Source organism: Streptomyces sp. NPDC052107 (assembly GCF_040680215.1).
Classification (GTDB): domain Bacteria; phylum Actinomycetota; class Actinomycetes; order Streptomycetales; family Streptomycetaceae; genus Streptomyces.
In genome coordinates this window covers 1-26,962 of the sequence record NZ_JBFAWG010000025.1, presented here as the reverse complement: position 1 = coordinate 26,962, position 26,962 = coordinate 1, and the positions used below count along the sequence as shown (strand labels likewise).

Sequence of the window (26,962 nt, the reverse complement as noted above, 5' to 3'; positions counted from 1 at the left end):
AACCGCAGCGAAGGTGTCAAAAAAATGTCAGGCCGTCCGGTATCCGGACGCGCCGACCGGGCGCGTGCATGTCAGTACGGATCGCTAGAGTCACCCGGCATGAAGATGCGGCACACCGCCGCCTGGCTGGGGCTCACCGCGGCGACGCTGGTGGCGGCCTCCGGGTGCGGCACGCAGAGCGTCAGGACGGCGGACAGGACGATGGCGGCGCTGGAACGGTCGGCGGACCGGACGCAGGCCGTCGGCTCGGCCCGGCTCCGGATGGCGGCTGACTACGGCACCGGCACCGCCGTTCCCATGGAGGGCACGTACTCCTGGGGCGACGGATACGCCTACGACGTCGAGATGAACACCAAGGACGTGCGCATGCAGAGGGTGCAGGACGCTTCCGTGATCCGCTGCCTGCTCGTGCACGGCGCCTATTACTACGACGTGGACCCACAGCCCTCGGGTCCCCTCAAGGGCAAGGAATGGATGAAGGTCGACGCCTCGGCCTCCTACGGGGACAAGGGCGCCCGGGCCATCTCCGGAGACGCCGCCGGCCCGGCAGCGGTCATGGCGCGCCTGAAGTACGCGCACGACGCGGAGGAACTCGGCACGGAGACGGTGGATGGGCGGCGTACGAGGCACTACCGGGGCGTCGTCGACCGTGCGCACCTGGGCCCGCTCAAGGACATCTACGGCGACAAGGACAGTCCCATGGGTGCGCTGACCAATGGGGCGGCCTCCGTGACCATGGACGTGTGGGTCGGCGCGGACGATCTTCCGGTGCGGATCAAGGAGAGGATCGGCGGCTTGAAACTGACCATGGACTTCGAGAAGTACGGACGGACGGTGGAGGTGAAGGCACCGCCCGTCGCGCAGACCGCCGACGTCACCGCCCTGGTCAAGAGGCAGCAGCGACGCTGAACACACTTGTGCCCCGCCCTCCGCCGGAGAGGACGGGGCACCGGTCGTGCACGGGGCACTCAGTGGTTGCGCGGGAAGCCCAGGTCCACGCCCGCCGGGGCGTCGGCCGGGTCGGGCCAGCGCGTGGTGACGACCTTGCCGCGAGTGTAGAAGTGCGTGCCGTCGTTGCCGTAGATGTGGTGGTCGCCGAAGAGCGAGTCCTTCCAGCCGCCGAAGGAGTGGTAGCCCACCGGCACCGGGATCGGCACGTTCACGCCGACCATGCCCGCCTCGATCTCCAGCTGGAAGCGGCGGGCCGCGCCGCCGTCCCGGGTGAAGATCGCGGTGCCGTTGCCGAACGGCGAGGCGTTGATGAGCTCCACGCCCTCCTCGTAGGTGTCGACGCGCAGCACGCACAGCACCGGGCCGAAGATCTCGTCCTGGTACGCCTTCGCGCTGGTCGGCACCTTGTCCAGCAGCGAGATGCCGATCCAGTGGCCGTCCTCGAAGCCCTCCACCGTGTAACCGGTGCCGTCCAGGACCACCTCGGCGCCCTCGGCCGCCGCGCCCTCGACATAGGACGCCACCTTGTCGCGGTGGACCTTGGTGATGAGCGGGCCCATCTCGGAGGCCGGGTCGTTGCCCGGACCGATCTTGATCTTCTCGGCGCGCTCGCGGATCTTCTCCACCAGCGCGTCGCCGATCGAGCCCACGGCGACGACCGCCGAGATGGCCATGCAACGCTCGCCGGCGGAGCCGTAGGCCGCCGAGACCGCCGCGTCGGCGGCCGCGTCCAGGTCGGCGTCCGGCAGCACCAGCATGTGGTTCTTGGCGCCGCCCAGGGCCTGCACCCGCTTGCCGTGGGCGGAGGCCGTCGTGTGGATGTAGCGGGCGATCGGGGTCGAGCCCACGAAGGAGACGGCCTTGACGTCCGGGTGCTCCAGCAGGCGGTCGACGGCCACCTTGTCGCCGTGGACGACGTTGAAGACGCCGTCCGGCAGACCGGCCTCGGACAGCAGCTCGGCGATCTTGAGGGAGGCCGACGGGTCCTTCTCGGACGGCTTCAGCACGAACGTGTTGCCGCACGCGATGGCGATCGGGAACATCCACATCGGGACCATCGCCGGGAAGTTGAACGGCGTGATGCCGGCGACGACACCGAGCGGCTGCCGGATCGAGGCCACGTCGACGCGGCTGGCGACCTGCGTGGACAGCTCGCCCTTCAACTGCACGTTGATGCCGCACGCGAGGTCGACGATCTCCAGGCCGCGCGCGACTTCGCCGAGCGCGTCGGAGTGCACCTTGCCGTGCTCGGCGGTGATCAGCTCGGCGATCTCGTCGCGGTGGGCGTCAAGCAGCGCACGGAACCGGAAGAGGATGGTCGTGCGCTGAGCCAGGGAGGACTGGCTCCAGGTGGCGTAGGCGTCCTTGGCCGCCGCGACGGCCGAGTCCACCTCCTCCACCGACGCGAACGCGACCTTCGTGGTGACCGCGCCGGTCGCCGGGTCGGTGACCGGCCCGTACGTGCCCGACGCGCCTTCGACGGTCTTCCCGCCGATCCAGTGGTTGACGATCTTCGTCATGCCCAGAGACTCCTTATTACAGATGGCGGCGTCGGGTCGAGACGTGCCGTTCGTACAGCTTGCGTGCCTTGACCGCAGACGGTCGGGTCGCGGTCTCGGCCACAGGAACATCCCACCAGGCCTGCGCCGGAGGCGCGCCCGACACAGTGTCGGACGTTTCGGTCTCCACGTAGACACATGTGGGAGTGTCGGCGGCCCGCGCCTCGGCGAGCGCCTCGCGCAGCTCCCGTACGGTCTTCGCGCGCAGCACCCGCATGCCCAGGCTGGCCGCGTTGGCGGCGAGGTCGACCGGCAGCGGGGCGCCCGTGAACGTCCCGTCCCCGGCCTGGAACCGGTAGGCGGTGCCGAACCGCTCGCCGCCCACCGACTCCGAGAGCCCGCCGATGGACGCGTACCCGTGGTTCTGCACCAGCAGGATCTTGATCGCGACGCCCTCCTGCACGGCCGTCACGATCTCCGTCGGCATCATCAGATACGTGCCGTCGCCGACCAGCGCCCACACGTTCCGCTCCGGCGCGGCCAGCTTCACGCCGAGCGCGGCCGGGATCTCGTAGCCCATGCAGGAGTAGCCGTACTCCAGGTGGTACTGGTCGTACGCCCGCGCCCGCCACAGCTTGTGCAGATCGCCGGGGAGCGATCCGGCCGCGTTGATGATGACGTCCGACTCGTCCACCAGGGCGTCCAGGGCCCCGATGACCTGCGGCTGGGTGGGCCGTACGTCGGGTTCCTCGGCCTCGAAACAGGCGTCGACGCGCTGCTCCCAGCGCTCCTTGTCCTCGGTGTACTCGGTGACGTACGACTCCGCCACCTTGTGCCCGTGCATCACCAGCGCCTCGGTCAGCTCGCCGAGACCGCTGCGGGCGTCGGCGACCAGCGGGAGTCCCGACAGCTTGTGGCCGTCGTACGGCGCGATGTTGAGGTTGAGGAAGCGGACGTCCGGGTTCTCGAAGAGGGTGCCGGAGGCCGTGGTGAAGTCGGTGTACCGTGTGCCGACGCCGATCACCAGGTCGGCGGTGCGGGCCAGCTCGTCGGCGGTCGCGGTGCCCGTGTGACCGACCCCGCCCACGTCCTGCGGGTGGTCGTAGCGCAGGGAGCCCTTGCCGGCCTGGGTGGAGGCGACCGGGATGCGGGTCGCCACCGCGAACTCGGCGAGCGCCAGCTCGGCGCGGCTGTGGTGGACTCCGCCGCCCGCGATGACCAGCGGCCTGCGCGCCTCCCGGACCGCCCGGACCGCCTCGGCCAGCTCGGTGGGGTCCGCGCCCGGCCGTCGTACCGTCCACACGCGCTCGGCGAAGAACTCCTCCGGCCAGTCGAAGGCCTCCGCCTGCACGTCCTGCGGCAGGGCGAGGGTGACCGCGCCGGTCTCCACCGGGTCGGTGAGGACCCGCATGGCCTGCAGCGCGCTCGGGATCAGGGCTTCCGGGCGGGTGATGCGGTCGAAGTACTTCGACACCGGGCGCAGGGTGTCGTTGACCGAGACATCACCGGCGTACGGCACCTCCAGCTGCTGCAGGACCGGGTCGGCGGGGCGGGTGGCGAAGACGTCACCGGGCAGGAGCAGGACCGGGAGGTGGTTGATGGTCGCGAGGGCGGCGCCGGTGACCAGGTTGGTGGCGCCGGGGCCGATCGAGGTCGTCACCGCGTGCGTGGACAGACGGTTCGACTGGCGGGCGTAGCCGACCGCCGCGTGCACCATGGACTGCTCGTTGCGGCCCTGGTGGTACGGCATGACGTCGGCGTACTCGATCAGCGCCTGGCCGAGCCCGGCGACATTGCCGTGCCCGAAGATGCCCCAGGTGGCGCCGATCAGCCGCTGCCCTGCGCCGTCGCGTTCGGTGTACTGGGCGGCGAGGAAACGGACCAGCGCCTGCGCGACGGTCAGTCGGGTGGTCATCGGTACCCCTCCGTGTGGTCCGGGTGGAAGCAGATCCGCCACTCCCGGGTCTCGCCCGGGCCCGCCATGACGTTCAGGTAGTACATGTCGTGCCCGGGCTGGGCGATGGACGGGCCGTGCCAGCCGTCGGGGACGAGGACGGCGTCGCCGGAGCGGACCTCGGCGAGGACGTCCGAGCCGCCCTCCCGCGAGGGGAGCACGCGCTGGTAGCCGAGTCCGTTCGGGCCGTCGATCTCGAAGTAGTAGATCTCCTCCAGCTCGGACTCCTCGCCCGGCCTGCGCTCGTCGTGCTTGTGCGGCGGGTACGACGACCAGTTGCCGCCCGGGGTGATCACCTCGACGGCGATCAGCTTGTCGCAGTCGAAGGAGTCCGCGGAGGCGAAGTTGCGCACCCGCCGGGCGCAGTTCCCGCTGCCGCGCTCCTCGACGGGGACCTCCGGCGCGGGGCCGTAGCGGGCGGGGAGTCGTCGCTCGCACTTCGCTCCTGCCAGGGCGAAGCGGCCTCCCGCGCCGGAGGCGATCTGGACCCGGGCGCCCCGGGGAACGTACGCGAAGTCGGAGACGTCCGCGAACACGCTTTCCCTGCCCAGGAGTTGGAACTCGTTCTCCGCGATTTGCACGGTACATCCGCCTTCCAGCGGAAGCACGATCCACTCGCTGTCCCCGGTGGTGAACGTATGGCTGCCGCCGGGCGCCAACTCGACCACGCGCAGGCTGCTGTGTGTCCAGCCGGCCAACTTGGGGTCGATGTCGACGGCGTACTGGGCGTTCGCGGTGACGCCCCTGGGCAGATGCAGATCGGTGCTGGTCATGCGGCCCTCACAGCAGTCCTACGGCGGTGTCCACGGCGGCGGCCACATCGCCGTCCGCCGGGTACAGCAGTGAGCGGCCGACCACCAGGCCGCGCACGGTGGGGAGTTGGAGCGCGCCGCGCCACTTCTCGTAGGCGGCGACCTGGTCCTCGGGCGAGTCGCCGATGTCACCGCCGAGCAGCACGGCCGGCAGGGTGGAGGTCTCCATGACCCGGGCCATGTCGTCGGGGTTGTCGGTGACAGGCACCTTCAGCCAGGTGTAGGCGGAGGAGCCGCCGAGGCCGGAGGCGATGGCGATGGACCGGGTGACCGCCTCGGCGGACAGGTCGTTGCGCACCTTGCCCTCGGGGGTGCGGCGGCTGATGAACGGCTCGACGAAGACCGGCAGCCGTCGCGCGGCCATGTCGTCGATGGCGCGGGCGGTGGCCTCCAGGGTGGTCAGGGAGCCGGGGTCGTCGTAGTCGATGCGCAGCAGCAGTTTGCCCGCGTCGAAGCCGAGCCGCTGGAGGTCCTCGGGGCGGTGGCCGGTGAAGCGGTCGTCCAGTTCGAAGCTGGCGCCCTGCAGTCCGCCCCGGTTCATGGAGCCCATGACCACCTTGTGGTCGAGGGCGCCGAGCAGGAGCAGGTCGTCCAGGATGTCGGCGGTGGCGAGGACGCCGTCGACGCCGGGCCGGGACAGCGCCAGGCACAGCCGCTGAAGCAGGTCGGCGCGGTTGGCCATGGCGAGCTTGCGGTCGCCGACGCCGAGGGCGCCCCGGGCGGGGTGGTCGGCGGCGACGATCATCAGCTTGCCGTTCTCGTTGAGGAGCGGCCTGCGGGCGCGGCGGGTGGCGGCCTCGGCGATCGCCTCGGGGTGGTGGGTGCGGATGCGGACGAGTTCGGCCACGTCGACACGGGGGCGCCGGCCTGCGTCCCCGCCCTCGGTGTGCGTGCCCGCGACCCGGCCCGCCCTCACAGCACCGCTCCGGCGTCGAGCGCGGCGGCCACCTCGTCCGGGGTGGGCATCGCGGAGGAGCACTCCAGGCGGGAGGCGACGATGGCACCGGCCGCGTTGGCGTGCCGCATGATCGTCTCCAGGTCCCATCCTTCGAGGAGTCCGTGGCAGAGGGAGCCGCCGAAGGCGTCTCCCGCGCCGAGACCGTTGAGGACGTTGACGGGCAGGGGCGGCACCTCGGCGGACTCGCCCGAAGAGCTGACCGCGAGGACACCCTTGGGGCCCTGCTTGACGACGGCGATCTCGACCCCGGCGTCGAGCAGCGCGCGGGCGGCCGCGTGCGGTTCGCGTACGCCGGTGGCGATCTCCACCTCGTCCAGGTTGCCGACGGCGACCGTGGTGTGGCGCAGGGCCTCGGCGTAGAAGGGGCGGGCCGCGTCGGGGTCCTTCCAGAACATGGGCCGCCAGTCCAGATCGAAGACCGTGGTGCCGGCCTTGGCCCGGTGGGCGAGGGCGGCGAGGGTGGCCGTACGGCTGGGCTCCTCGCTCAGGCCGGTGCCGGTCATCCAGAAGATACGGGCGGCACGGATCGCGTCGAGATCGAGCTCATGGCCGTCGATCTCCAGGTCGGGCGCCTTGGGCTGCCGGTAGAAGTAGAGCGGGAAGTCGTCCGGCGGAAAGACCTCGCAGAAGGTGACCGGGGTCGGCAGCCCCTGGACCGGGCTGACCCAGCGGTCGTCGACGCCGAAGCCGCGCAGCGCCTCGTGCAGATAGACGCCGAACGGGTCGTCGCCCGTGCGGGTGATCACGGCGGTGCGCCGGCCGAGCCGGGCCGCGGCGACCGCGACGTTCGTCGCCGACCCGCCGAGGAACTTGCCGAAGGACGACACCTGGGCGAGGGGGACGCCGGTCTGCAGCGGGTAGAGGTCCACTCCGATCCGCCCCATGGTGATCAGGTCGTAGGCCATCGGCTTCCCTTCGTCATGACTCTCCCCGGCTTTCTAGTCCCGTACGACGGACCCTGTCAATATTTTGTCCAGACATTCGGACTAGCTCTTGACACCGCTTCCCGGACACCCGCACGCTGACGCCCATGACGTCGCTGTCGCCCTCCTCCTCACTGTCCCGTATCCGGATCGGTTCGGCGCCCGACTCCTGGGGCGTGTGGTTCCCCGACGACCCGCGCCAGGTGCCCTGGCAGCGCTTCCTCGACGAGGTGGCCGACTCCGGGTACGAGTGGATCGAGCTCGGCCCTTACGGCTATCTCCCCAGCGACCCCGCGGTGCTCGCGGAGGAGACCGCGCGCCGCGGCCTGAAGGTGTCGGCCGGCACCGTCTTCACGGGGCTGCACCACGGTGAGGCCGTGTGGGACAAGACATGGGCGCACGTGTCGGACATCGCGGCGCTGACCCGGGCGATGGGTGCCCGGCATCTCGTCGTCATCCCGTCCTTCTGGCGGGACGACAAGACGGGCGAGGTGCTGGAGCCGGACACGCTGACCGCCGAGCAGTGGCGGAACCTGACCTCGCTGACCGAGCGGCTGGGGCGGGAGGTGCGGGAGCGGTACGGGCTGACGATCGTCGTCCATCCGCATGCCGACACCCACATCGCCAGCGAGGAGAACGTCAGCCGTTTCCTCGACGGTACGGACTCCGACCTGGTGTCGCTGTGCCTGGACACCGGGCACTACGCGTACTGCGGCGGGGACAGCGTGCGGTTGATCGAGACGTACGGAGAGCGGATCGGGTATCTGCACCTCAAGCAGGTGGATCCGGAGATCCTGGCCGACGTACGGGCCGAGGGGACGCCGTTCGGGCCGGCGGTGGCGCGGGGTGTGATGTGCGAACCGCCGGGTGGAGTGCCGGAGTTGGGGCCTGTGCTGGCGGCTGCGCAGCGGTTGGGGGTGGATCTGTTCGCGATCGTCGAGCAGGACATGTATCCGTGTTCGCCGGATGCGCCGTTGCCCATTGCTCGGCGGACTCGGGCGTTTCTTCGGTCTTGTGGGGTGTAGAGGCGGCTGTCGGCTGGGGGGTTGGCGGTTGCCGCTCATAGCATGGGCGGCGTGTCCTGGGAGACCGTGCCTGCCTGGCCCCATCCGGCGTTGCGGTCCGGCGTGATCAGTTATCGCGGTGTCCGGGTGCACCTTGACCGGCCGCGCCGTCGGCTGGAGGCGCCGATCGGGGCGGCCACGTTGCTGCTGGGGTTCGAGCAGCCGGTGCGCATCTCCCGTGCCGGCCGGCCCCCGGTGTCGCTGGTGTCCGTGGTCAACGGGCTGACCACCGTCCCGGCCCTTGGCGAGCACGAGGGACGGATCTCCGGGATCGAGGTGTTGCTGGAACCCTGGGCCGCGTTCGGCCTCTTCGGCACGGAGCAGTACGAACTCGCCAACCGGTCGGTCAGCCTGGACCAGCTGGATTCGCGCCTCGTCCAACTGGCGGAAGCCCTCGCCACGTTGCCCGGCTGGCCAGAGCGGTTCGCCTTGCTGGACCGGGAGTTGCTGGAGCGGTTCCGTGTGGGTGCGCCCGTCTCCGAGCGGGTGGTGCACGCCTGGTCGGTGCTGCGGCGCAGTGCCGGAGGGATTCCGGTGCCCAAGCTGGCCGAGGAGGTGGGCTGGAGCGTACGGCACCTGGAGAACCGCTTCCGGGAACAGATCGGTCTGCCCCCGAAGGCGGCGGCCCGGGTGCTGCGCCTGCAGCGGGCGCGGCGGCTGCTGGCCGCGGGGCACGGGCAGGCGGAGACCGCGGCGGTGTGCGGGTACTACGACCAGGCGCACTTCAGCGGCGAGTTCAAGGCCATGACGGGCTGCACTCCCGGGGAGTTCCTGGCGGCCCGGCGGATTCCGGCGGCGGACGCCGTGACCGACCGGCTGGCGGGCGAGGCCACCAGCCTGCTCCTCGCCTCCGGCCGGGGTGCGCTTTTTTCCAAGACGCGCGCGGACAGGGCCGGGCACGCTGATCGCCGGGCCGTCAGGCTCCCGGGGGAGGCGGGGGCCTCCGGCGGCCAGGGGGACTGATCCAGGAGGGCACCCCTGGGTGAAGCGGCCGCCGGAGGCGGGCGGGGAAGCCGGCGGGCCGGGTCCGACGCAGCGGGCCCGGCCCGTCCTCGTGACCTGGTTCCACCGGCCCCGGACCACCTGGTTCGTTGCCCCGGACCGGCGCGCGGTCAACGCGCCCCGCCGACGCCCCCACGTACGCCTTTGCAGCAGCTGTGTCACAAACACCCCCTCTGTGTCACACATGTTGCGTGTACGCGGATTCTGCGTCACACCGTCTCGACAGGCGCTGTCCCTTGGCCACTGTGCGTCGTTCACCGGTCGCAGGCTTGGTGATCGCCAGCGCAGCGCCCGGCTCCCCCGACGGCCGTCCCCGGTCGCCGCTGTGGCGCGCGCAGGGAGGTGCAACTCATGACCGACCGAAGGCTCTGGTCCTACAAGGAGATCGCGGCGCACATCAGGGTGCAGCCGGACACCGTACGGTCCTATCGCAAGCACGGGCTGCTGCCCCCGCCCGACCATGTGGAGAGCGGCAAGCCCTACTGGTACGCCGAGACCGTCCACGCCTGGGTCGCCTCCCGGCCGGGCAACCGCAGCCGTAAGTGACCGCCACCGTAATTCGGCTGTGCCTCACGGCCACGTGAGGCACAGTCACCCCATGAGCGTCTCCGTCACCCCCCCTGACCGGCCGGAAGACGATCCTGCGGCCCTTCGCCGAGGGCGATGCCGACGTCATGTGGGAGATCATGGCCGACCCCGAGGTCCTCCGCTTCACCTGCGGGCCGTCCACCGAACTCACCCTGGAGCGGGTGCGGTCCCGGTACGGCTCCCGGGCCACCGCGCCCGACCGTCTCGGCCTGGCCGTCACGGACCCCGAGACGGGCGAACTCCTGGGCGAGGTCGTCCTGTCCGCGTACGACCCGGCCGCCGGAAGCTGCACGTTCCGCACGCTCATCGGTCCCCGGGGCCGCGGCCGCGGCATCGGCACCGAGACGACCCGGCTGATCGTCGGCTACGGCTTCGAGCAACTCGCGCTGCACCGTGTCCAGTTGGAGGTCCACGGCCACAACGCGCGGGCGCGGCGGGTCTACGAGAAGGTCGGATTCACGGTCGAGGGCGTGCGACGGGAAGTGCAGCGGCGGGACGGCGAATGGGCCGACGAGGTGATCATGTCGATCCTCGAACAGGCGTGGGCCGCCCTCGGCTCCGACGCCCTCAGCCCCACGGCTCGATGACCGTCACCCCGGCCCCCGGTGCCGTACCCATCGCCGCGAGGGCCGCCGGTGCAGCACCGAGGGTGATGGTGGACGTCACCAGGAGGTCGGGGCGCAGGGCGCCGGAGCGCACCAGACGCAGCATCTCGGGGTAGGTGTGGGCGGCCATGCCGTGGCTGCCGAGGAGTTCGAGCTCCAGGGCGATGGCACGGGCCAGCGGGACGGGGGTCGTGCCGTCGGCCGAGGGCAGCAGCCCCACCTGGACGTGCCGCCCGCGGCGGCGCAGCCCGTTCACGGAAGCGGCGCAGGTGGCGGGCGAGCCGAGGGCGTCCAGGGAGAGATGGGCGCCGCCGTCGGTCAGCTCGCGGACGGCGGCGGCCGTGTCCGGTGTGCCCGTCGCATCCAGGCACTGCGCGGCACCGAACTTGCCCGCGAGGTCGAGGGCCTGGGGTGACACGTCGACGGCGATCACGCGCGCCCCCGACGCCGCCGCGATCATCACCGCCGACAGCCCCACCCCGCCGCAGCCGTGCACCGCGACCCACTCCCCCGCCGCCACCCGGCCCTGCTGCGCCACCGCGCGGAAGGCGGTGGCGAAACGGCAGCCGAGGGAGGCGGCCGTGGGGTACGCCATGTCGTCCGGGATCGCGACCAGGTTGACGTCGGCGTGGTCGAGGGCGACGTACTCGGCGAAGGCGCCCCAGTGGTGGAAGCCGGGCTGGGTCTGTCGTTCGCAGACCTGCTGGTCGCCCGCCGCGCAGGACGGGCAGGTGCCGCAGGCGCAGACGAACGGGACGGTGACCCGGTCGCCGGGCCGCCACCCGGTCACCCGGGAGCCCACCGACTCGACGATACCGGCGAGTTCGTGCCCGGGCACGTGCGGCAGTGTGACGTCGGGGTCGTGGCCCATCCAGCCGTGCCAGTCACTGCGGCAGAGGCCGGTCGCTTCGACCCGTACGACGACACCGTGCTCCGCGGGTTCCGGGTCGGGTACGTCTCGTACCTCGGCCGACTCCCCGTACCGCTCGAACACCACCGCGCGCATCCCTGCCTCACCTTCGCCGCGTCCAGGCCACCGTTTCCTGCGGAACGCTAGCGCTCGGCGGGAGCCGCCGTTTGGCGGCTGCGGGCCGTCTGTGGCTCGTCGCGCTCCGCGGCGGAGCCGCACGGTGACCCAGCCCCGCGCCCCTTCGCGGGCGCTGGATGCTCGCCCTCGCTCGGACCGAACCGTTCGTGGAGGCTACCTGCAACCGCTGGTGGGCGACCGGCTCGGCCGCGACTGCCCCGGGGAGCCCCGGACGCCGGCCACCCCTGTGCCCCCACCAGTCCACCCGGACTGCGGCCCCCGGCGCATCTGCCTAGAGTGCGGATAAAACGCCCAGCCGCTGTCCGAGGGGACCCCCGTGAGCCACTCCCCGCCTCCCGGCACGCCCAAGGCCCGCATTCCCGGCCCCCAACAGCCGCCACCGCCGTACCCCCGTATCGCCGCGGGTTTGTGGCGGCGCTGCCTGGGCGGAGGGCTCGCCCTGTGGGGGCTGACCGCGTGGGTCACGTACGAGACGCGGATCAGCATGCTGCTGCCGACGCTGATCCTGCTCGGCAGCTTTCTCGTACCGGTCGCCTTCGTGCTGTGGGCGTACGAGCGGCACGGCCGTGACCTGGGCGTCAGCGCGATCCTCGGCTGTTTCCTGGCCGGCGGGGCCCTCGGCGTGCTCGGCGCCTCGCTGACGGAGTCGTATCTGCAGCACCCCTCGCTGGCGATGTTCGTCGAGGTCGGCCTGGTCGAGGAGGCCGCCAAGCTCGGGGCACTGGTGTTCGCGCTGCGCCGGCAGCCGGCCGTCCGCGGGCTGCGCGCCGGACTGGTGCTCGGCGCGGCCGTCGGCTTCGGCTTCGCCGCCCTGGAGAGCGCCGGGTACGCCTTCAACGCCGCCGTCTCCACCGAGGGCGTCGATCTGCGCGCCCTGCTGGAGACGGAGATCCCGCGCGGGCTGCTCGCCCCCTTGGGGCACGGACTGTGGACCGCGATCACGGGCGGTGCACTGCTGTCCCGGCGCCGTCTGAACGGGCACTTCCGCGTCTCCGCGCCGGTCGTCGGCACCTGCCTGGCCGTGTCCCTGCTGCACGCGCTGTGGGACTGCACGCACGGCATCGCGCTCTGGGTGGTCGCCCGGCTGACCGGCATCGGACCGGAGACGCAGCTGATCACACCGGGGTACCTCGTCCGGCCGAGCGCCGGGCGGGAACACCTGTTCACGCTGTTCTCGGTCGGCGGGCTGGCGCTGGTAGCCCTGGCCGGGATCGGCTGGGTGCGGTCGCTGGCGCGCCGGGACCCCTCTTGGTGAGTACCCCCTAGGGGTATAGTGTGGAGAGCGTGGGGTTCCCTCGCGGGCCCCACCGGCCCCACACGCCTCGACAAGGAGTAACGACATGACCGCCCACACCGACACCCCGGGCTCCGTCACCACCGTCTACAAGGTGACCGGCATGAGCTGTGGCCACTGCGAGGGCAGCGTCTCCGGCGAGATCTCCCAGATCCCGGGCGTCAGCTCGGTGAAGGCCGTCGCGTCCACCGGCGAGGTGACCGTCGTCTCCGAGGCCCCGCTGGACGACGAGGCCGTGCGCGCCGCCGTGGACGAGGCCGGCTTCGAGCTGGCCGGCAAGGCCTGATCACCCCTGCGCTCCCCCCAATCTCCCGACCGGGCCGTGCCGACCAGCTGATACTGGCTCCGTACGGTCCGGTCCGATGTCTGGAGTCCGGACATGACCAGCACCACCGCAGAGACAGCCATAACCACTGGTGAGACCTCCGACGTAGAGCTGCTCATCGGCGGGATGACCTGCGCCTCCTGCGCCGCCCGGGTGGAGAAGAAGCTCAACCGGATGGAGGGCGTCAGCGCCACCGTCAACTTCGCCACGGAGAAGGCGAAGGTCACGTACGGCGCGGGCGTCGAGGTCGCCGACCTGATCGCCACCGTGGAGAAGACGGGCTACACCGCCGAGGAGCCCGCACCGCCGGAGCCCGAACCCGGGACGGCGACCCCGGAGACCGCCGGTCAGGACCCCGAACTCGGCGCCCTGCGGCACCGCCTGCTCGTCTCCGCGCTGCTCGCCACGCCCGTGGTGCTGCTCGCGATGGTCCCGGCCCTGCAGTTCTACAACTGGCAGTGGCTCTCCCTGACGCTCGCCGCGCCGGTCGTCGTCTGGGGCGGATGGCCCTTCCACCGGGCCGCCTGGACCAACCTCCGGCACGGCGCCGCCACCATGGACACCCTGGTCTCGGTCGGCACGCTGGCCGCGTTCGGCTGGTCGCTCTGGGCGCTGTTCTTCGGTGACGCGGGCATGCCCGGCATGCACGACGAGTTCCGTCTCACCGTCTCGCGGATGGACGGCGCCTCCACCATCTACCTGGAGGTCGCCGCCGGAGTCGTCGCGCTGATCCTGCTCGGCCGCTATCTGGAGGCCCGCTCCAAGCGCCGCGCGGGCGCGGCCCTGCGGGCCCTGATGGAGCTGGGCGCCAAGGACGTCGCCGTACTGCGCGATGGGCGTGAGGTGCGCGTTCCGGTGGCGGATCTGGCCGTCGGCGACCGGTTCGTCGTACGGCCCGGAGAGAAGATCGCCACCGACGGCACGGTGGCCGAGGGCCTCTCCGCGGTGGACGCGTCCATGCTGACCGGCGAGTCGGTGCCGGTGGACGTCGGCCCCGGCGACCGGGTCACCGGCGCCACGGTTAACGCGGGCGGACGGCTCGTCGTCGAGGCGACCCGGGTCGGCGCCGACACCCAGCTCGCCCGGATGGCGAAGCTGGTGGAGGACGCGCAGAACGGCAAGGCCGAGGTGCAGCGGCTCGCCGACCGCATCTCCGCGGTGTTCGTGCCCGTCGTCATGCTCATCGCGGTCGGCACGTTCGGCGTCTGGCTGGGCGTCACCGGGGACACGGTCGCCGCGTTCACCGCCGCCGTCGCCGTGCTGATCATCGCCTGCCCCTGCGCGCTGGGCCTGGCCACGCCGACCGCGCTGATGGTCGGCACCGGGCGCGGCGCCCAGCTCGGCATCCTCATCAAGGGCCCCGAGGTACTGGAGTCCACCCGCCGCGTCGACACGGTCGTCCTCGACAAGACCGGCACCGTCACCACCGGCCGGATGACCCTCCAGGCGGTGTACGTCGCCGACGGCGAGGACGAGAAGGAGCTGCTGCGGCTCGCCGGTGCCCTGGAGCACGCCTCCGAGCACCCCGTCGCCCGCGCGATCGCCGCCGGTGCGGAGGAACGCGCCGGGGCGCTGCCCCCGGTCGAGCACTTCGGGAACGTGCCCGGACGGGGCGTACACGGGCGCGTGGACGGCCGTGAGGTGGCCGTGGGGCGCCTGTACGACCAGCTGCCGCAGGAGCTGGCCCGCGCGGCACGCGAGGCCGAGCAGGAGGGCCGTACGGCCGTCGTGGCCGGCTGGGACGGGCGGGCCCGCGGGGTCCTCGCCGTCGCCGACGCGATCAAGGAGACCAGCGCCGAGGCGGTGCGCGAGCTGCGCGCGCTGGGCCTGAGGCCGGTGCTGCTCACCGGGGACAACCGCACGGTCGCCGAGGCGGTCGCGAAGAGCGTCGGGATCGACTCCGGGGACGTGTTCGCCGAGGTCCTCCCCGAGGACAAGGTGGACGTCGTACGACGGCTGCAGCGCGAGGGGCGGGCCGTGGCGATGGTCGGTGACGGCGTGAACGACGCGGCCGCGCTGGCCACCGCCGACCTGGGCCTCGCCATGGGCACCGGCACGGACGCGGCGATCGAGGCCGGCGACCTGACCCTCGTCCGCGGCGATCTGCGGGTCGCCGCCGACGCCATCCGGCTGTCCCGGCGGACGCTGGCCACCATCAAGGGCAACCTGGTGTGGGCCTTCGGCTACAACGTGGCCGCGCTGCCGCTGGCCGCCGCCGGGCTGCTCAACCCGATGATCGCCGGCGCGGCGATGGCCTTCTCCTCGGTCTTCGTCGTGACCAACAGCCTGCGGTTGCGCCGCTTCCGCTGAAGTCCCGTGGGGTTACCGGCGGTTCGCGGTGACCGAAGTAAGAGACCCCCTAGAGTCCGGCGCGAGCCTCACATAAGCTCTTCACAAGGCTCGCGCATCTTCCTTACGCTTGGGCTCCGATCGTCGTATCGGGGCTCTTGCGCACCTAAAGGACATATGCAAGAGACGCAGATCACAGTGATGCGAACGTAACCATCGAAGGGGTTCGAAGGTCTAAGTTGGCGATGTCAGAACAGCGTCTTGGGGGGCGCTGACTGACATCTGGGGATGTCTTGGGGGACTTCCTCAGAGATGCGTTGCCGGGGCACGCGCGCCGGGAAGCTTTGAGCGGCCCTCCCTGCGTGCGTTGTCCCGGCAGATCGCAGCGCATCACTGGAGCAGGAGGAGTTTTGCTCATTCTGCTCGAAGACAGCGATTCAGGCGCTGTCCTCTCCGGGCGCCCGGCCGGATCCCGTGGGGGGAATCCGCACCGGGACATGGGAAGGCGCCCTGGTCGTCGGCCCGTGGGGGGACCGGCGCCTCAGGGCGCCTTCCGCTTTTTCTTCGCTTGCCAGCGCTGATTCAGGGCCCGCCGCCCGGGCAGGCCCTGCCACTCAGCGCGCTCAGCGCTCCTCGACCGGCACGAAGTCGCGCTCGACGACGCCCGTGTAGATCTGGCGCGGGCGGCCGATGCGGGAGCCCGGCTCCTTGATCATCTCGGTCCACTGGGCGATCCAGCCCGGCAGGCGGCCGAGGGCGAAGAGGACCGTGAACATCTCGGTCGGGAAGCCCATGGCGCGATAGATCAGGCCGGTGTAGAAGTCGACGTTCGGGTAGAGGTTGCGCGAGACGAAGTAGTCGTCGGAGAGCGCGTGCTCCTCCAGCTTCAGCGCGATGTCCAGCAGCTCGTCGGACTTGCCGAGCGCGGAGAGGACGTCGTGCGCGGCGGCCTTGATGATCTTGGCGCGCGGGTCGAAGCTCTTGTAGACCCGGTGGCCGAAGCCCATCAGACGGACGCCGTCCTCCTTGTTCTTCACCTTGGTGATGAAGGAGTCGACGTCGCCGCCGCCCGCCTGGATGCCTTCCAGCATCTCCAGCACGGACTGGTTGGCGCCGCCGTGCAGGGGGCCCCACAGCGCGCTGATGCCGGCCGAGATCGAGGCGAACATGTTGGCCTGCGAGGAGCCGACCAGGCGGACCGTGGAGGTCGAGCAGTTCTGCTCGTGGTCGGCGTGCAGGATCAGCAGCTTGTCCAGCGCCGAGACGACGACCGGGTCCAGCTCGAACTCCTGCGCCGGCACCGAGAAGGTCATGCGCAGGAAGTTCTCGACGTAGCCGAGGTCGTTGCGCGGGTAGACGAACGGGTGACCGATCGACTTCTTGTACGCGTACGCCGCGATCGTCGGAAGCTTGGCGAGCAGGCGGATCGTGGAGAGGTCGCGCTGGCGCTCGTCGAACGGGTTGTGGCTGTCCTGGTAGAAGGTGGACAGCGCCGACACGACCGAGGACAGCATGGCCATCGGGTGGGCGTCGCGCGGGAAGCCCTTGTAGAAGTTCTTGACGTCCTCGTGCAGCAGGGTGTGCCGCGTGATGTCGTTCTTGAACGTCGAGAGCTCGTCGACGGTGGGCAGCTCGCCGTTGATCAGCAGGTACGCCACCTCGAGGAAGGTGGAGCGCTCGGCCAGCTGCTCGATGGGGTAGCCGCGGTAGCGGAGGACGCCCGCCTCGCCGTCGAGGTACGTGATGGCGGATTTATAGGCGGCCGTGTTGCCGTATCCGCTGTCCAGGGTCACCAGACCGGTCTGGGCGCGGAGCTTCCCGATGTCGAAGCCCTTGTCGCCGACGGTGCTGTCGACCACCGGGTAGGTGTACTCGCCGTCGCCGTACCGCAGTACTACAGAGTTGTCGCTCACGTCTTCCCTCACCGACGTAGTGCCTCATCTTCGAGGTGCCCTGACTGTCTCTACCATCCCCCATTTGGCTCAGGAGAGTGCACTCGGGGTCGACCATTGGGCCTATTGGCGGCACTCAGTGCCGCCAACCTGCTCATCCTGCCCCCTCCGAACGGCATCTGGAAGTGCTCTGTGACCTTCACGACTCGTTTGATCGATCATTTTTTGTGATGCGGTCCGGCGCCCCAGGTCAGGGGCGGTCAGCGGCCGCGAAGTCTGAAGTCCAGTGCCGTACAGCGCCGGCCCGCCGACACCGTGCGCACCGCCTGTCCGATCGCCTTGCGTGAACCGACGAGGACGACCAGTCGTTTCGCCCGTGTCACCGCCGTATACAACAGGTTCCGCTGAAGCATCATCCATGCCCCCGTCGTGACGGGGATCACCACGACGGGATATTCGCTTCCCTGCGACCGATGGATGGTGACCGCGTACGCGTGTGCCAGTTCGTCCAGTTCATCGAATTCGTACGGAACCTCCTCGTCCTCGTCCGTCAGCACCGTGAGCCGCTGGTCGACCGGATCGAGCGAGGTGACGACACCCACGGTGCCGTTGAAGACACCGTTCTTCCCTTTCTCGTAATTGTTGCGAATCTGGGTGACCTTGTCGCCGACGCGGAAGACCCGGCCGCCGAACCGCTTCTCGGGCAGATCGGGCCGGCCGGGGGTGATGGCCTGCTGGAGCAGGCCGTTCAGCACGCCGGCACCGGCCGGGCCCCGGTGCATGGGGGCCAGGACCTGGACGTCCCGGCGCGGGTCGAGCCCGAACTTGGCCGGGATCCGACGGGCGGCCACGTCCACGGTGAGCCGGCCGGCCTCCTCCGTGTCGTCCTCCACGAAGAGGAAGAAGTCCTTCATCCCGTCGGTGAGCGGATGCTGCCCGGCGTTGATCCGGTGCGCGTTGGTGACGACACCGGACTGCTGGGCCTGCCGGAAGACCCGGGTGAGCCGGACGGCGGGGATGGGGCTGCCGTCGGCGAGCAGGTCACGGAGGACCTCGCCGGCGCCGACGCTGGGCAGCTGGTCGACGTCCCCGACGAAGAGCAGGTGTGCGCCGGGTGGCACGGCCTTGACCAGCTTGTTGGCGAGCAGGAGGTCCAGCATGGAGGCCTCGTCGACGACCACGAGGTCCGCGTCGAGCGGCCGGTCCCGGTCGTAGGCGGCGTCGCCACCCGGCTTCAGCTCCAGCAGCCGGTGGACGGTGGAGGCCTCGGCACCGGTCAGCTCGGACAGTCGCTTGGCGGCACGCCCGGTGGGGGCCGCGAGCAGCACCTTGGCGCGCTTGGCCCGGGCCAGCTCCACGATCGAGCGGACGGTGAAGGACTTGCCACAGCCGGGACCGCCGGTGAGGACGGCGACCTTCTCGGTGAGCGCCAGCTTCACGGCGGCTTCCTGCTCCGGGGCGAGCTCGGCGCCGGTACGGCCCTTCAGCCAGTCGAGGGCCTTGCCCCAGTCGACGCCCCGGAAGCCGGGCATACGGTCCTGGTCCGTGCGCAGGAGACGGAGGAGCTGGGAGGAGAGAGAGAGTTCGGCTCGGTGGAAGGGGACCAGGTAGACGGCCGTGACGGGTTCGGAGTCGTCGCCGCCGTCCGGACCGGGGACCTTCTCCCGTACGACGCCCGGGTCCTCCCGTACGGCTCCCGGGTCGCCGCCGTCCTCCGTGGGTTCGGCCAGCTCGGCGAGGCACTCGATGACAAGCCCGGTGTCGACGGCGAGGAGCTTCACCGCGTCGGAGATCAGCCGCTCCTCGGGGAGGAAACAGTGCCCCTGGTCGGCGGACTGGGACAGTGCGTACTGCAGCCCGGCTTTCACCCGCTCCGGGCTGTCGTGCGGGATACCGACGGACTGGGCGATCTTGTCGGCGGTGAGGAAGCCGATGCCCCAGACGTCGGAGGCGAGGCGGTAGGGATGGTTCTTGACGACGGAGATCGACGCGTCGCCGTACTTCTTGTAGATCCGCACGGCGATGGAGGTGGACACCTCGACGGTCTGGAGGAAGAGCATGACCTCCTTGATCGCCTTCTGCTCCTCCCAGGCGTCGGCGATCTTCTTCGTCCGCTTGGGACCGAGACCGGGGACCTCGATGAGCCGCTTGGGCTCCTCCTCGATGATCCGGAGGGTGTCGAGCCCGAAATGCTGGGTGATCCGGTCGGCGAAGACGGGTCCGATGCCCTTGACGAGGCCGGACCCGAGGTAACGCCGGATGCCCTGGACGGTGGCGGGCAGGACGGTCGTGTAGTTCTCGACGTGGAACTGCTTGCCGTACTGGGGGTGCGAGCCCCAGCGGCCCTCCATGCGCAGCGACTCCCCGACCTGGGCACCGAGCAGCGCACCGACCACCGTGAGGAGGTCACCGCCGCCTCTTCCCGTGTCGACCCGGGCGACCGTGTAGCCGTTCTCCTCATTGGCGTACGTGATGCGTTCGAGCACGCCTTCCAGCGTCGCGAGCCGCCGTTCGCCCGTCTGGGTCCCCGCCTGTTGAGCCATGATCCGACGGTACCGGTGGGGTGTGACAGGGGGTGAGGTGGGCGCCCTGGATGGGGTCGAGAGGGATTGGCTCGGTGGCTGGACAGAGGGGGGTGGGCGGGGTTCGATGTGGGGCCGGGTTCGATGTGGGGCGCAGGGCGGTCGGCCAGGGGGCTGTCGTGGATGGTGCGGGGGACGGGACTGTCGTGGGTAGTGCACCGCCGCTCGTCCGGATCGTTGCCGCTGAGCTCGGGGAGGAATTGACGGGGATCCTGGTGGGGGCGGCCGCGGACGTACTGGTCTTCGCCACCGTCGACGATCTGAGACTCTCCGGCACCGCGGGGCGTGTGCAGGTCGTCGGCCTTGGCGTCCTGACGCTGCTGTGGGCGGTCAACTTCCTGGTGGCCCGGCCGCGTCGGTTGCGTGCCTTCAGCTCCGCCGTGGCGGTCCAGGACACGTCGGTGCTGGGGCAGGCCGAGGAGCGGACGCGGCAGCTGCGGCGGGGGTGCGTTCGTGTGGCGGTCTTGGTCATCCTGGTGACCTTGGGCGGCGTCTTTCTGATCCGCCTCCCGCTGTTGGGCCTGAGCGTTCAGCTGATGCTGATCCTCGGTCTCATCCACACCTGGCGGACCGCTGTTTGGTGGGAGCGCCGGCACGGTGTCCATCTGTGGAGGCCGGCGCTGTCCTCCGTGGGGCGTGAGAAGTGGCGTGGCTCGCCGTATTACGTGACGGTGGCTACGGCCGGGGGTCGAGGACCGGCGGACTTGTTCCAGATGGAGTGAGCAAGTGGCTTTGGGCGGCTCGCTTCTCGGGACAGTGTCGTGCTTCCGCGAGAGAAGCGAGCGAGCGGCCCGGAAGGGCGGCGGGCCTGGGCGGTACCGGGCCCTTGCGTTGGCTGGATGCGTGGGTATCACGAAGGCCGTGAGGGCGATCGGCGGATTTGTTCCAACTGCCTTTGGCGGAGCCCCCGGTAGGCCGCCTTTCCTCGCTGCGGGCCTGGAACAGAGCTGCCCATCAGTGTCGCCCCTGACGCGCTCCATGTGCCGAGCCTTCGCGCCGCTGCCCGCCAAGGCCGCCCTCGCGCGCGCCCCGCGGCGCCTGGTCTCACGGGTCACGATTAGGTTTCGGACAACCTTCAACCTCTTGCCTCCTCGCATGTAATCGTTTCCAATCCTTCCTACGGCGTGGATGTAATCGTTTCCACGCCGCACTGATCTCAGGAGTCTCACGAGGAGGTGAGCCGGTGATGGCGAGTATCAAGGACGTCGCCGCCGCGGCCGGGGTCTCCGTCGCCACGGTCTCGCGCGTCCTGAACGCGCACCCGTCGGTCAGCGCCGACGCGCGCACGCGCGTGCTGGCCGCCGTCGAGGCGCTCGGGTACCGGCCCAATGCCGTCGCCCGGTCCCTGCGCACCGACCAGACCCACACCCTCGGGCTCGTCATCAGCGATGTGCTGAATCCCTACTTCACCGAGCTGGCCCGTTCCGTGGAGGAAGAGGCCCGCGCGCTCGGGTACAGCGTGATCATCGGCAACGCCGACGAGCGGCCGGATCTGCAGGACCATCACGTACGGAATCTGCTGGAACGGCGGATCGACGGGCTGCTTGTCTCGCCTACCGACGGCGGCTCTCCGCTCATGCTCGACGCCGCCCGCGCCGGGACCCCGATGGTGTTCGTGGACCGGTGGATCCCGGGGGTCGACGTGCCCGTCGTACGGGCCGATGGGCAGGCTGCCATACGGGATCTGGTCGCGCATCTGTACGCGCTCGGGCACCGGCGGCTCGCGATCATCGCGGGGCCCGCCGCCACCACGACCGGCAGCGAGCGTGTCCAGGCCTTCCGGGAGGCCATGGGCGAGTACGGGCTTCCGCTTCCGGACGCCTACATAGGCCAGGGCGACTTCCAGGCCGAGAGCGGGCGGCGGGTCACCGAGGGGTTTCTGGACCTGGCTCAGCCGCCGGAGGTCGTCTTCGCCGCCGACAATCTCATGGCACTCGGTGCCCTGGACGCCGTTCGCGCGCGTGGGCTGCGCGTACCGGACGACATCGCGCTGGCCGCGTTCGACGACATCCCCTGGTTCGTGCACACCGATCCGCCCGTCACCGCGATCGCCCAGCCGACCGGTGAGCTGGGGCGGGCCGCCGTACGCGCCCTGGTCGACCGCATCGAGGGGCGGGCGGCCGTGTCCGTCACCCTCACCGCCCGGCTCGTCGTGCGCCGCTCGTGCGGTGCGCCCGGCCCAGCTGTGCAACCCCCCACGCAGTTCCCCTCCCCAGTGCAAAGGAGCACGTCGTGAGCAACCCGGACGAGTTGCTGCGTATCGAGGGCATACGCAAGACCTTCCCCGGCGTGGTCGCGCTCGACGGCGTCGACTTCGATCTGCGCCGGGGTGAGGTCCATGTGCTGCTCGGTGAGAACGGCGCCGGCAAGAGCACGCTCATCAAGATGCTCTCCGGGGCCTATGCGCCCGACGGCGGTCGGATTCGCGTCGGCGGTCAGGAGGTGCGCATTCATGGCGCGCAGGACGCCGAGCGGCTCGGTATCGCCACCATTTACCAGGAGTTCAATCTCGTTCCCGATCTGACCGTCGCCGAGAACATCTTTCTCGGGCGGCAGCCGCGGCGCTTCGGGTTGATCGACCGGAAGCGGATGGAGGCCGACGCCGAGGTGCTGCTCGCGCGCGTCGGCGTCAACGTCTCCCCACGCGCGCGTGTGCGTGAACTCGGCATCGCGCGGCTGCAGATGGTCGAGATAGCCAAGGCGCTCAGCCTGGACGCGCGCGTGCTCATCATGGACGAGCCGACCGCCGTGCTCACCTCGGAGGAGGTCGAGAAGCTCTTCGGCATCGTGCGGTCGTTGCGGGAGGACGGCGTCGGGATCGTCTTCATCACGCATCATCTGGAGGAGATCGCCGCCCTTGGGGACCGGGTCACCGTCATCCGGGACGGCAGGAGTGTGGGGCAGGTGCCCGCCTCGACCCCCGAGGACGAGCTCGTACGGCTCATGGTCGGGCGGTCCATCGAGCAGCAGTATCCGCGGCAACGGCCAGAGAAGGGTGCCGCGTTGCTCAGTGTCGAGGGGCTCACCCGTGATGGTGTCTTCCACGACGTGAGCTTCGAGGTGCACGCCGGTGAGGTCGTCGGCATCGCGGGGCTGGTGGGCGCGGGCCGTACCGAGGTGGTGCGGGCCGTGTTCGGAGCGGATCCGTACGACGGCGGGGTCGTCAAGGTTTCCGGCGCCGAGCTCAAACGGCATGACGTGAACGCCGCGATGGCCGCCGGGATCGGGCTCGTGCCGGAGGACCGCAAGGGGCAGGGGCTGGTGCTGGACGCCTCCGTCGAGGAGAACCTCGGGCTCGTGACCATGCGGTCCGCGACCCGGGCCGGGCTCGTCGACCACAAGGCGCAGCATGCCGCCGCCGAGCGCATCGCCGGGCAGCTGGGCGTGCGGATGGCGGGGCTGGGGCAGCACGTACGGACCCTGTCCGGCGGCAATCAGCAGAAGGTCGTCATCGGCAAGTGGCTGCTGGCCGACACCAAGGTGCTGATCCTCGACGAGCCGACGCGTGGCATCGACGTCGGCGCCAAGGTCGAGATCTACCAGCTCGTCAATGAACTCACCGCTCAAGGTGCCGCCGTGCTCATGATCTCCAGCGATCTGCCGGAGGTGCTCGGCATGAGCGACCGGGTGCTGGTGATGGCCCAGGGCCGGATCGCCGGTGAACTCGCGGCCGCCGAGGCCACCCAGGACGCCGTCATGGCGCTCGCCGTCTCCACCCCCACCATCCAGAAGGAGGCCACCCGTGGCCACTGACACGCTCAAGAGCCGGGCGGGCGCGAGTGGCGCCCCCGCCCCGGGCGGCCTCCGCCGGCTGCTCCTCGACAACGGCGCGCTCACCGCGCTGATCGTCCTCGTCATCGCGCTGTCGGCGCTGTCCGGGGACTTCCTGACGACCGACAACCTGCTCAACATCGGCGTGCAGGCGGCCGTGACGGCCATCCTCGCCTTCGGTGTGACCTTCGTGATCGTCTCGGCGGGCATCGATCTGTCGGTCGGGTCCGTGGCCGCGCTGTCGGCGACCGTGCTCGCCTGGAGCGCCACGCAGCACGGGGTGCCGGTGGCGGTCGCGGTTCTGTTCGCCGTCGCCACGGGTGTCGTCGCGGGCCTGGTGAACGGTTTCCTCATCGCCTACGGCAAGCTGCCGCCGTTCATCGCGACGCTGGCCATGCTGTCGGTGGGCCGTGGTCTCGCCCTGGTGATCTCCCAGGGCTCCCCCATCGCCTTCCCGGACTCGGTCTCGCACCTCGGGGACACGCTCGGCGGGTGGCTGCCGGTGCCGGTGCTGGTCATGGTCGTGATGGGGCTGATCGCCGCGCTCGTGCTGGGGCGGACGTACATCGGCCGCTCGATGTACGCGATCGGCGGCAACGAGGAGGCCGCGCGGCTGTCCGGGCTGCGGGTGAAGAAGCAGAAGCTCGCGATCTACGCGTTGTCCGGCATCTTCGCGGCCGTCGCGGGCATCGTGCTGGCCTCCCGGCTGTCCTCGGCACAGCCGCAGGCCGCCGACGGCTACGAGCTGGACGCGATCGCGGCGGTCGTCATCGGCGGAGCCTCGCTCGCGGGCGGCACCGGCAAGGCGTCCGGCACGCTGATCGGCGCGCTGATCCTGGCGGTGCTCCGCAACGGCCTCAACCTGCTGAACGTCTCGGCCTTCTGGCAGCAGGTCGTGATCGGTGTCGTCATCGCGCTGGCGGTGCTGCTGGACACCGTGCGCCGCAAGGCCGGAGCGACTCCGGTGGCGTCCGGGACGGGCGGGCCCAAGGGCAAGCAGGCGGCGACGTACGCCCTCGCGGCCGTCGTCACCGTGGCGATCGTCGGCGCGACCTCCTTCCTGCACGGCGGGTCCTCGTCCTCCACGACCCCGAAGATGGGCCTGTCGCTGTCCACCCTCAACAACCCGTTCTTCGTGCAGATCCGGGCCGGCGCCCAGGCCGAGGCGAAGAAGCTGGGCGTGGACCTGACCGTGACCGACGCCCAGAACGACGCCTCCCAGCAGGCCAACCAGCTGCAGAACTTCACCAGTTCCGGCCTGGGCGCGATCATCGTCAACCCGGTGGACTCGGACGCGGCGAGCAACTCGGTCAAGGCCGCCGACAAGGCGAAGATCCCGGTGATCGCCGTCGACCGGGGCGTGAACAAGGCCGACGTGAACGCCCTGGTGGCCTCCGACAACGTGGCGGGCGGTGAGCTGGCCGGGAAGACCATCGCCGAGAAGCTCGGCGGCAAGGGCAAGATCGTGATCCTGCAGGGCCAGGCGGGCACGTCGGCGGCCCGGGAGCGCGCGCAGGGCTTCGCGCAGGGCCTGAAGGCCTACCCCGGCATCCAGGTGGTGGCCCAGCAGCCGGCCGACTTCGACCGCACCAAGGGCCTCGACGTGATGTCGAACCTGCTCCAGGCCCACCCCGACGTCCAGGGCGTCATCGCCGCCAACGACGAGATGGCCCTCGGCGCGGTCAAGGCGCTCGGTTCCAAGGCCGGCAAGTCAGTCCAGGTCGTCGGTTTCGACGGCACCCCGGACGGGCTGACGGCGGTGAGGAACGGCACGCTGTACGCGTCGGTCGCCCAGCAGCCGACGCAGTTGGGGAAGATCGCCGTGGACAACGCGCTGAACGCGGTCCAGGGCAAGAAGGTGGAGCCGACGGTGAAGGTAGCGGTGAAGGTGGTCACGAAGGACAACGTGGCCGGTTTCAGCGGCTGACAACGGGTGAGGCCGGGCGGGCGGCCGTACACCATGGGGCACCCGGCATGGGGCACCATGGGTGACGGTCGCCCGCCCGGGTCGTCTCTGGGAGTCATGGGGAGTCAACTGATGTACGACTACGACCTGTTGGTCGTGGGTTCGGCCAACGCCGACCTGGTGATCGATGTCGAGCGGCGGCCGGCCGCCGGCGAGACGGTGCTCGGCGGCGACCTGGCCGTCCATCCGGGCGGCAAGGGCGCCAACCAGGCGGTCGCCGCCGCCCGGCTCGGCGCGGGTACGGCCCTGCTGGCCCGGGTCGGCGACGACGGCCACGGCCGGCTGCTGCTGGACTCCCTGCACGAGGCCGGCGTCGACACGGTCGGCGTGCTGGTGGGCGGGGCGCCGACGGGGGTGGCGCTGATCACCGTGGACCCCTCGGGGGACAACAGCATCGTGGTGTCGCCCGGCGCCAACGCCCGCCTCACCCCCGCGGACATCCGGGCGGCGGTGAGCCTGTTCCTCGCCTCCCGGGTGGTGTCGGCGCAGCTGGAGATCCCGCTGGAGACGGTCGTGGAGGTGGTACGGAACCTGTCCCCGGACAGCCGTTTCGTGCTGAACCCGTCCCCGCCGCGGCCCCTTCCGACGGAGGTGCTCGCGGCCTGCGACCCGCTGATCGTCAACGAGCACGAGGCCCGGGTGATCCTCGGGGCGGCCTGTGTGAGCGAGGACCCTGCGGACTGGGCGCGGCTGTTGCTGGCCAAGGGTCCGCGCTCGGTGGTGGTGACGCTGGGCGCGGAGGGGGCGCTGGTGTGCGCCTCCTCGGAGGTGACGCGGGTGGCGTCGGTGAAGGTGGACGCGGTGGACACGACAGGTGCCGGGGACGCGTTCACCGCGGCGCTGGCCTGGAAGCTGGGCACGGGCGCGGATCTGCCGGAGGCGGCGGCCTACGCGGCCCGGGTCGGCGCGGCGGCCGTGACGAAGCGGGGCGCGCAGGAGTCGTATCCGACGGCGGAGGAGGTCGAGGCGCTGTGAAGAAGGCGGGGATCCTCAACCGCCATCTGTCCGGTGCCCTCGCCGAGCTGGGGCACGGGGACGGGGTGCTGGTGTGCGACGCGGGTATGCCGATCCCGGACGGGCCGCGCGTGGTGGACCTGGCGTTCCGCGCCGGGGTGCCGTCGTTCGCGGAAGTGCTGGACGGTCTGCTGGCCGAGCTCGTGGTGGAGGGCGCCACGGCGGCGGAGGAGCTGAGCGGCCGCAATCGAGCCCTGCTGGAGGGCCACTTCCCGGGGCTCTCCCTGGTCCCGCACGAGCGCCTGAAGGAGTTGTCGGCGGGCGCACGGCTGGTCGTCCGCACGGGTGAGGCGCGGCCGTACGCGAATGTGCTGCTGCGCTGCGGCGTGTTCTTCTGAGGCCGTACGACTTCTGAGGCCCGTACGACTTCGAGGGGGCGGGGGGGGGGGGGGGGCCGCCCCCCCCCCCCCCGGGGGGGGGGGCGC

The 26,962-nt window shown here is 70.8% G+C and carries 22 protein-coding genes; 14 read left to right on the top strand and 8 right to left on the bottom strand.

The genetic code is table 11. From position 1 onward, the window contains the following. Positions 1–99 precede the first annotated feature (99 nt). Positions 100–909 (top strand): hypothetical protein, encoded by an 810-nt coding sequence (locus AB0M27_RS25200; RefSeq protein ID WP_365724301.1) that lies wholly within the window; start codon positions 100–102, stop codon positions 907–909. A gap of 59 nt (positions 910–968) precedes the next feature. Here the strand turns inward: AB0M27_RS25200 and mmsA are convergent, their stop codons facing one another. The 5 genes from mmsA to iolC form a co-directional block, all read right to left on the bottom strand. Further along, positions 969–2,471, bottom strand: coding sequence for a CoA-acylating methylmalonate-semialdehyde dehydrogenase (gene mmsA / locus AB0M27_RS25195; RefSeq protein ID WP_365724299.1), 1,503 nt, complete (start codon positions 2,469–2,471; stop codon positions 969–971). A gap of 16 nt (positions 2,472–2,487) precedes the next feature. Beyond that, positions 2,488–4,365 carry a 3D-(3,5/4)-trihydroxycyclohexane-1,2-dione acylhydrolase (decyclizing) gene (gene iolD / locus AB0M27_RS25190; protein ID WP_365724297.1) on the bottom strand — a complete coding sequence of 626 codons (1,878 nt, stop codon included), beginning with the start codon at positions 4,363–4,365 and terminating at the stop codon, positions 2,488–2,490. Continuing rightward, a complete protein-coding gene (gene iolB / locus AB0M27_RS25185) occupies positions 4,362–5,177 on the bottom strand; it encodes a 5-deoxy-glucuronate isomerase (protein ID WP_365724296.1) in 816 nt (271 codons plus the stop codon). Before iolB ends, iolD begins: the two co-directional genes overlap by 4 nt. Positions 5,178–5,184: 7 nt before the next feature. After that, entirely contained in the window at positions 5,185–6,063 is an 879-nt protein-coding gene (locus AB0M27_RS25180) for a deoxyribose-phosphate aldolase (RefSeq protein ID WP_365724424.1), read from the bottom strand. A gap of 65 nt (positions 6,064–6,128) precedes the next feature. Continuing rightward, the gene (iolC, locus tag AB0M27_RS25175) at positions 6,129–7,079 is read right to left on the bottom strand and encodes a 5-dehydro-2-deoxygluconokinase (protein ID WP_365724295.1); all 951 of its coding nucleotides are present in this window, start codon (positions 7,077–7,079) and stop codon (positions 6,129–6,131) included. 125 nt (positions 7,080–7,204) lie between these two features. Between iolC and AB0M27_RS25170 the strand changes: the two genes are divergently transcribed. From AB0M27_RS25170 to AB0M27_RS25155, 4 genes are all read left to right on the top strand, one after another. Next, positions 7,205–8,122 (top strand): sugar phosphate isomerase/epimerase, encoded by a 918-nt coding sequence (locus tag AB0M27_RS25170; protein ID WP_365724294.1) that lies wholly within the window; start codon positions 7,205–7,207, stop codon positions 8,120–8,122. A 51-nt stretch (positions 8,123–8,173) separates the two neighbouring features. Beyond that, positions 8,174–9,124 carry a helix-turn-helix domain-containing protein gene (locus AB0M27_RS25165; RefSeq protein ID WP_365724293.1) on the top strand — a complete coding sequence of 317 codons (951 nt, stop codon included), beginning with the start codon at positions 8,174–8,176 and terminating at the stop codon, positions 9,122–9,124. Positions 9,125–9,514: 390 nt separating this feature from the next. After that, the gene (locus tag AB0M27_RS25160) at positions 9,515–9,709 is read left to right on the top strand and encodes a MerR family transcriptional regulator (protein WP_365724291.1); all 195 of its coding nucleotides are present in this window, start codon (positions 9,515–9,517) and stop codon (positions 9,707–9,709) included. A gap of 74 nt (positions 9,710–9,783) precedes the next feature. After that, complete coding sequence (locus AB0M27_RS25155) at positions 9,784–10,338, top strand: GNAT family protein (protein WP_365724422.1); 555 nt, start codon at positions 9,784–9,786, stop codon at positions 10,336–10,338. Here AB0M27_RS25155 and AB0M27_RS25150 read toward each other — a convergent pair. Further along, on the bottom strand, positions 10,319–11,362 hold the full coding sequence (locus tag AB0M27_RS25150) for a zinc-dependent alcohol dehydrogenase family protein (RefSeq protein ID WP_365724289.1): 1,044 nt from the start codon (positions 11,360–11,362) through the stop codon (positions 10,319–10,321). The two genes, AB0M27_RS25155 and AB0M27_RS25150, sit on opposite strands and share 20 nt — an antisense overlap. 358 nt (positions 11,363–11,720) lie before the next feature. Between AB0M27_RS25150 and AB0M27_RS25145 the strand changes: the two genes are divergently transcribed. The 3 genes from AB0M27_RS25145 to AB0M27_RS25135 all read left to right on the top strand — a co-directional run bounded on the left by AB0M27_RS25145 (position 11,721) and on the right by AB0M27_RS25135 (position 15,333). Beyond that, entirely contained in the window at positions 11,721–12,659 is a 939-nt protein-coding gene (locus tag AB0M27_RS25145; RefSeq protein ID WP_365724288.1) for a PrsW family intramembrane metalloprotease, read from the top strand. Between the two features lie 85 nt (positions 12,660–12,744). Continuing rightward, positions 12,745–12,984 carry a heavy-metal-associated domain-containing protein gene (locus AB0M27_RS25140; protein ID WP_361976982.1) on the top strand — a complete coding sequence of 80 codons (240 nt, stop codon included), beginning with the start codon at positions 12,745–12,747 and terminating at the stop codon, positions 12,982–12,984. 93 nt (positions 12,985–13,077) lie between these two features. Next, a complete protein-coding gene (locus AB0M27_RS25135) occupies positions 13,078–15,333 on the top strand; it encodes a heavy metal translocating P-type ATPase (RefSeq protein ID WP_365724286.1) in 2,256 nt (751 codons plus the stop codon). Positions 15,334–15,935: 602 nt separating this feature from the next. On the opposite strand, the gene AB0M27_RS25130 is transcribed toward AB0M27_RS25135, so the two are convergent. Together AB0M27_RS25130 and AB0M27_RS25125 are read right to left on the bottom strand one after the other, a co-directional pair. Continuing rightward, positions 15,936–17,225: a citrate synthase gene (locus AB0M27_RS25130; RefSeq protein WP_365724284.1), complete on the bottom strand. Its 1,290-nt coding sequence runs from the start codon at positions 17,223–17,225 to the stop codon at positions 15,936–15,938. 239 nt (positions 17,226–17,464) lie between these two features. Next, positions 17,465–19,747 carry an ATP-dependent RecD-like DNA helicase gene (locus tag AB0M27_RS25125; protein ID WP_365724282.1) on the bottom strand — a complete coding sequence of 761 codons (2,283 nt, stop codon included), beginning with the start codon at positions 19,745–19,747 and terminating at the stop codon, positions 17,465–17,467. Positions 19,748–19,932: 185 nt separating this feature from the next. Between AB0M27_RS25125 and AB0M27_RS25120 the strand changes: the two genes are divergently transcribed. The 6 genes from AB0M27_RS25120 to rbsD all read left to right on the top strand — a co-directional run bounded on the left by AB0M27_RS25120 (position 19,933) and on the right by rbsD (position 26,875). Next, complete coding sequence (locus tag AB0M27_RS25120; protein WP_365724280.1) at positions 19,933–20,508, top strand: hypothetical protein; 576 nt, start codon at positions 19,933–19,935, stop codon at positions 20,506–20,508. Between the two features lie 464 nt (positions 20,509–20,972). Beyond that, the gene (locus tag AB0M27_RS25115; RefSeq protein ID WP_365724278.1) at positions 20,973–22,022 is read left to right on the top strand and encodes a LacI family DNA-binding transcriptional regulator; all 1,050 of its coding nucleotides are present in this window, start codon (positions 20,973–20,975) and stop codon (positions 22,020–22,022) included. Then, positions 22,019–23,539 carry a sugar ABC transporter ATP-binding protein gene (locus tag AB0M27_RS25110; RefSeq protein WP_365724276.1) on the top strand — a complete coding sequence of 507 codons (1,521 nt, stop codon included), beginning with the start codon at positions 22,019–22,021 and terminating at the stop codon, positions 23,537–23,539. Before AB0M27_RS25115 ends, AB0M27_RS25110 begins: the two co-directional genes overlap by 4 nt. Then, a complete protein-coding gene (locus AB0M27_RS25105) occupies positions 23,529–25,484 on the top strand; it encodes a substrate-binding domain-containing protein (protein ID WP_365724275.1) in 1,956 nt (651 codons plus the stop codon). Before AB0M27_RS25110 ends, AB0M27_RS25105 begins: the two co-directional genes overlap by 11 nt. 111 nt (positions 25,485–25,595) lie before the next feature. Next, the gene (locus AB0M27_RS25100) at positions 25,596–26,498 is read left to right on the top strand and encodes a ribokinase (RefSeq protein WP_365724420.1); all 903 of its coding nucleotides are present in this window, start codon (positions 25,596–25,598) and stop codon (positions 26,496–26,498) included. Then, the gene (rbsD, locus tag AB0M27_RS25095; protein ID WP_365724274.1) at positions 26,495–26,875 is read left to right on the top strand and encodes a D-ribose pyranase; all 381 of its coding nucleotides are present in this window, start codon (positions 26,495–26,497) and stop codon (positions 26,873–26,875) included. The genes AB0M27_RS25100 and rbsD overlap by 4 nt, the downstream gene beginning before the upstream one ends. The last annotated feature ends 87 nt before the right edge of the window (positions 26,876–26,962 follow it).

Bases quoted from the DNA above. Each gene is read 5' to 3' on its own strand.
- AB0M27_RS25200 (WP_365724301.1), top strand. From the start codon at position 100: ATGAAGATGCGGCACACCGCCGCCTGGCTGGGGCTCACCGCGGCGACG.
- mmsA (WP_365724299.1), bottom strand. From the start codon at position 2,471: ATGACGAAGATCGTCAACCACTGGATCGGCGGGAAGACCGTCGAAGGC.
- iolD (WP_365724297.1), bottom strand. From the start codon at position 4,365: ATGACCACCCGACTGACCGTCGCGCAGGCGCTGGTCCGTTTCCTCGCC.
- iolB (WP_365724296.1), bottom strand. From the start codon at position 5,177: ATGACCAGCACCGATCTGCATCTGCCCAGGGGCGTCACCGCGAACGCC.
- iolC (WP_365724295.1), bottom strand. From the start codon at position 7,079: ATGGCCTACGACCTGATCACCATGGGGCGGATCGGAGTGGACCTCTAC.
- AB0M27_RS25170 (WP_365724294.1), top strand. From the start codon at position 7,205: ATGACGTCGCTGTCGCCCTCCTCCTCACTGTCCCGTATCCGGATCGGT.
- AB0M27_RS25160 (WP_365724291.1), top strand. From the start codon at position 9,515: ATGACCGACCGAAGGCTCTGGTCCTACAAGGAGATCGCGGCGCACATC.
- AB0M27_RS25150 (WP_365724289.1), bottom strand. From the start codon at position 11,362: ATGCGCGCGGTGGTGTTCGAGCGGTACGGGGAGTCGGCCGAGGTACGA.
- AB0M27_RS25140 (WP_361976982.1), top strand. From the start codon at position 12,745: ATGACCGCCCACACCGACACCCCGGGCTCCGTCACCACCGTCTACAAG.
- AB0M27_RS25135 (WP_365724286.1), top strand. From the start codon at position 13,078: ATGACCAGCACCACCGCAGAGACAGCCATAACCACTGGTGAGACCTCC.
- AB0M27_RS25125 (WP_365724282.1), bottom strand. From the start codon at position 19,747: ATGGCTCAACAGGCGGGGACCCAGACGGGCGAACGGCGGCTCGCGACG.
- AB0M27_RS25115 (WP_365724278.1), top strand. From the start codon at position 20,973: ATGGCGAGTATCAAGGACGTCGCCGCCGCGGCCGGGGTCTCCGTCGCC.
- AB0M27_RS25100 (WP_365724420.1), top strand. From the start codon at position 25,596: ATGTACGACTACGACCTGTTGGTCGTGGGTTCGGCCAACGCCGACCTG.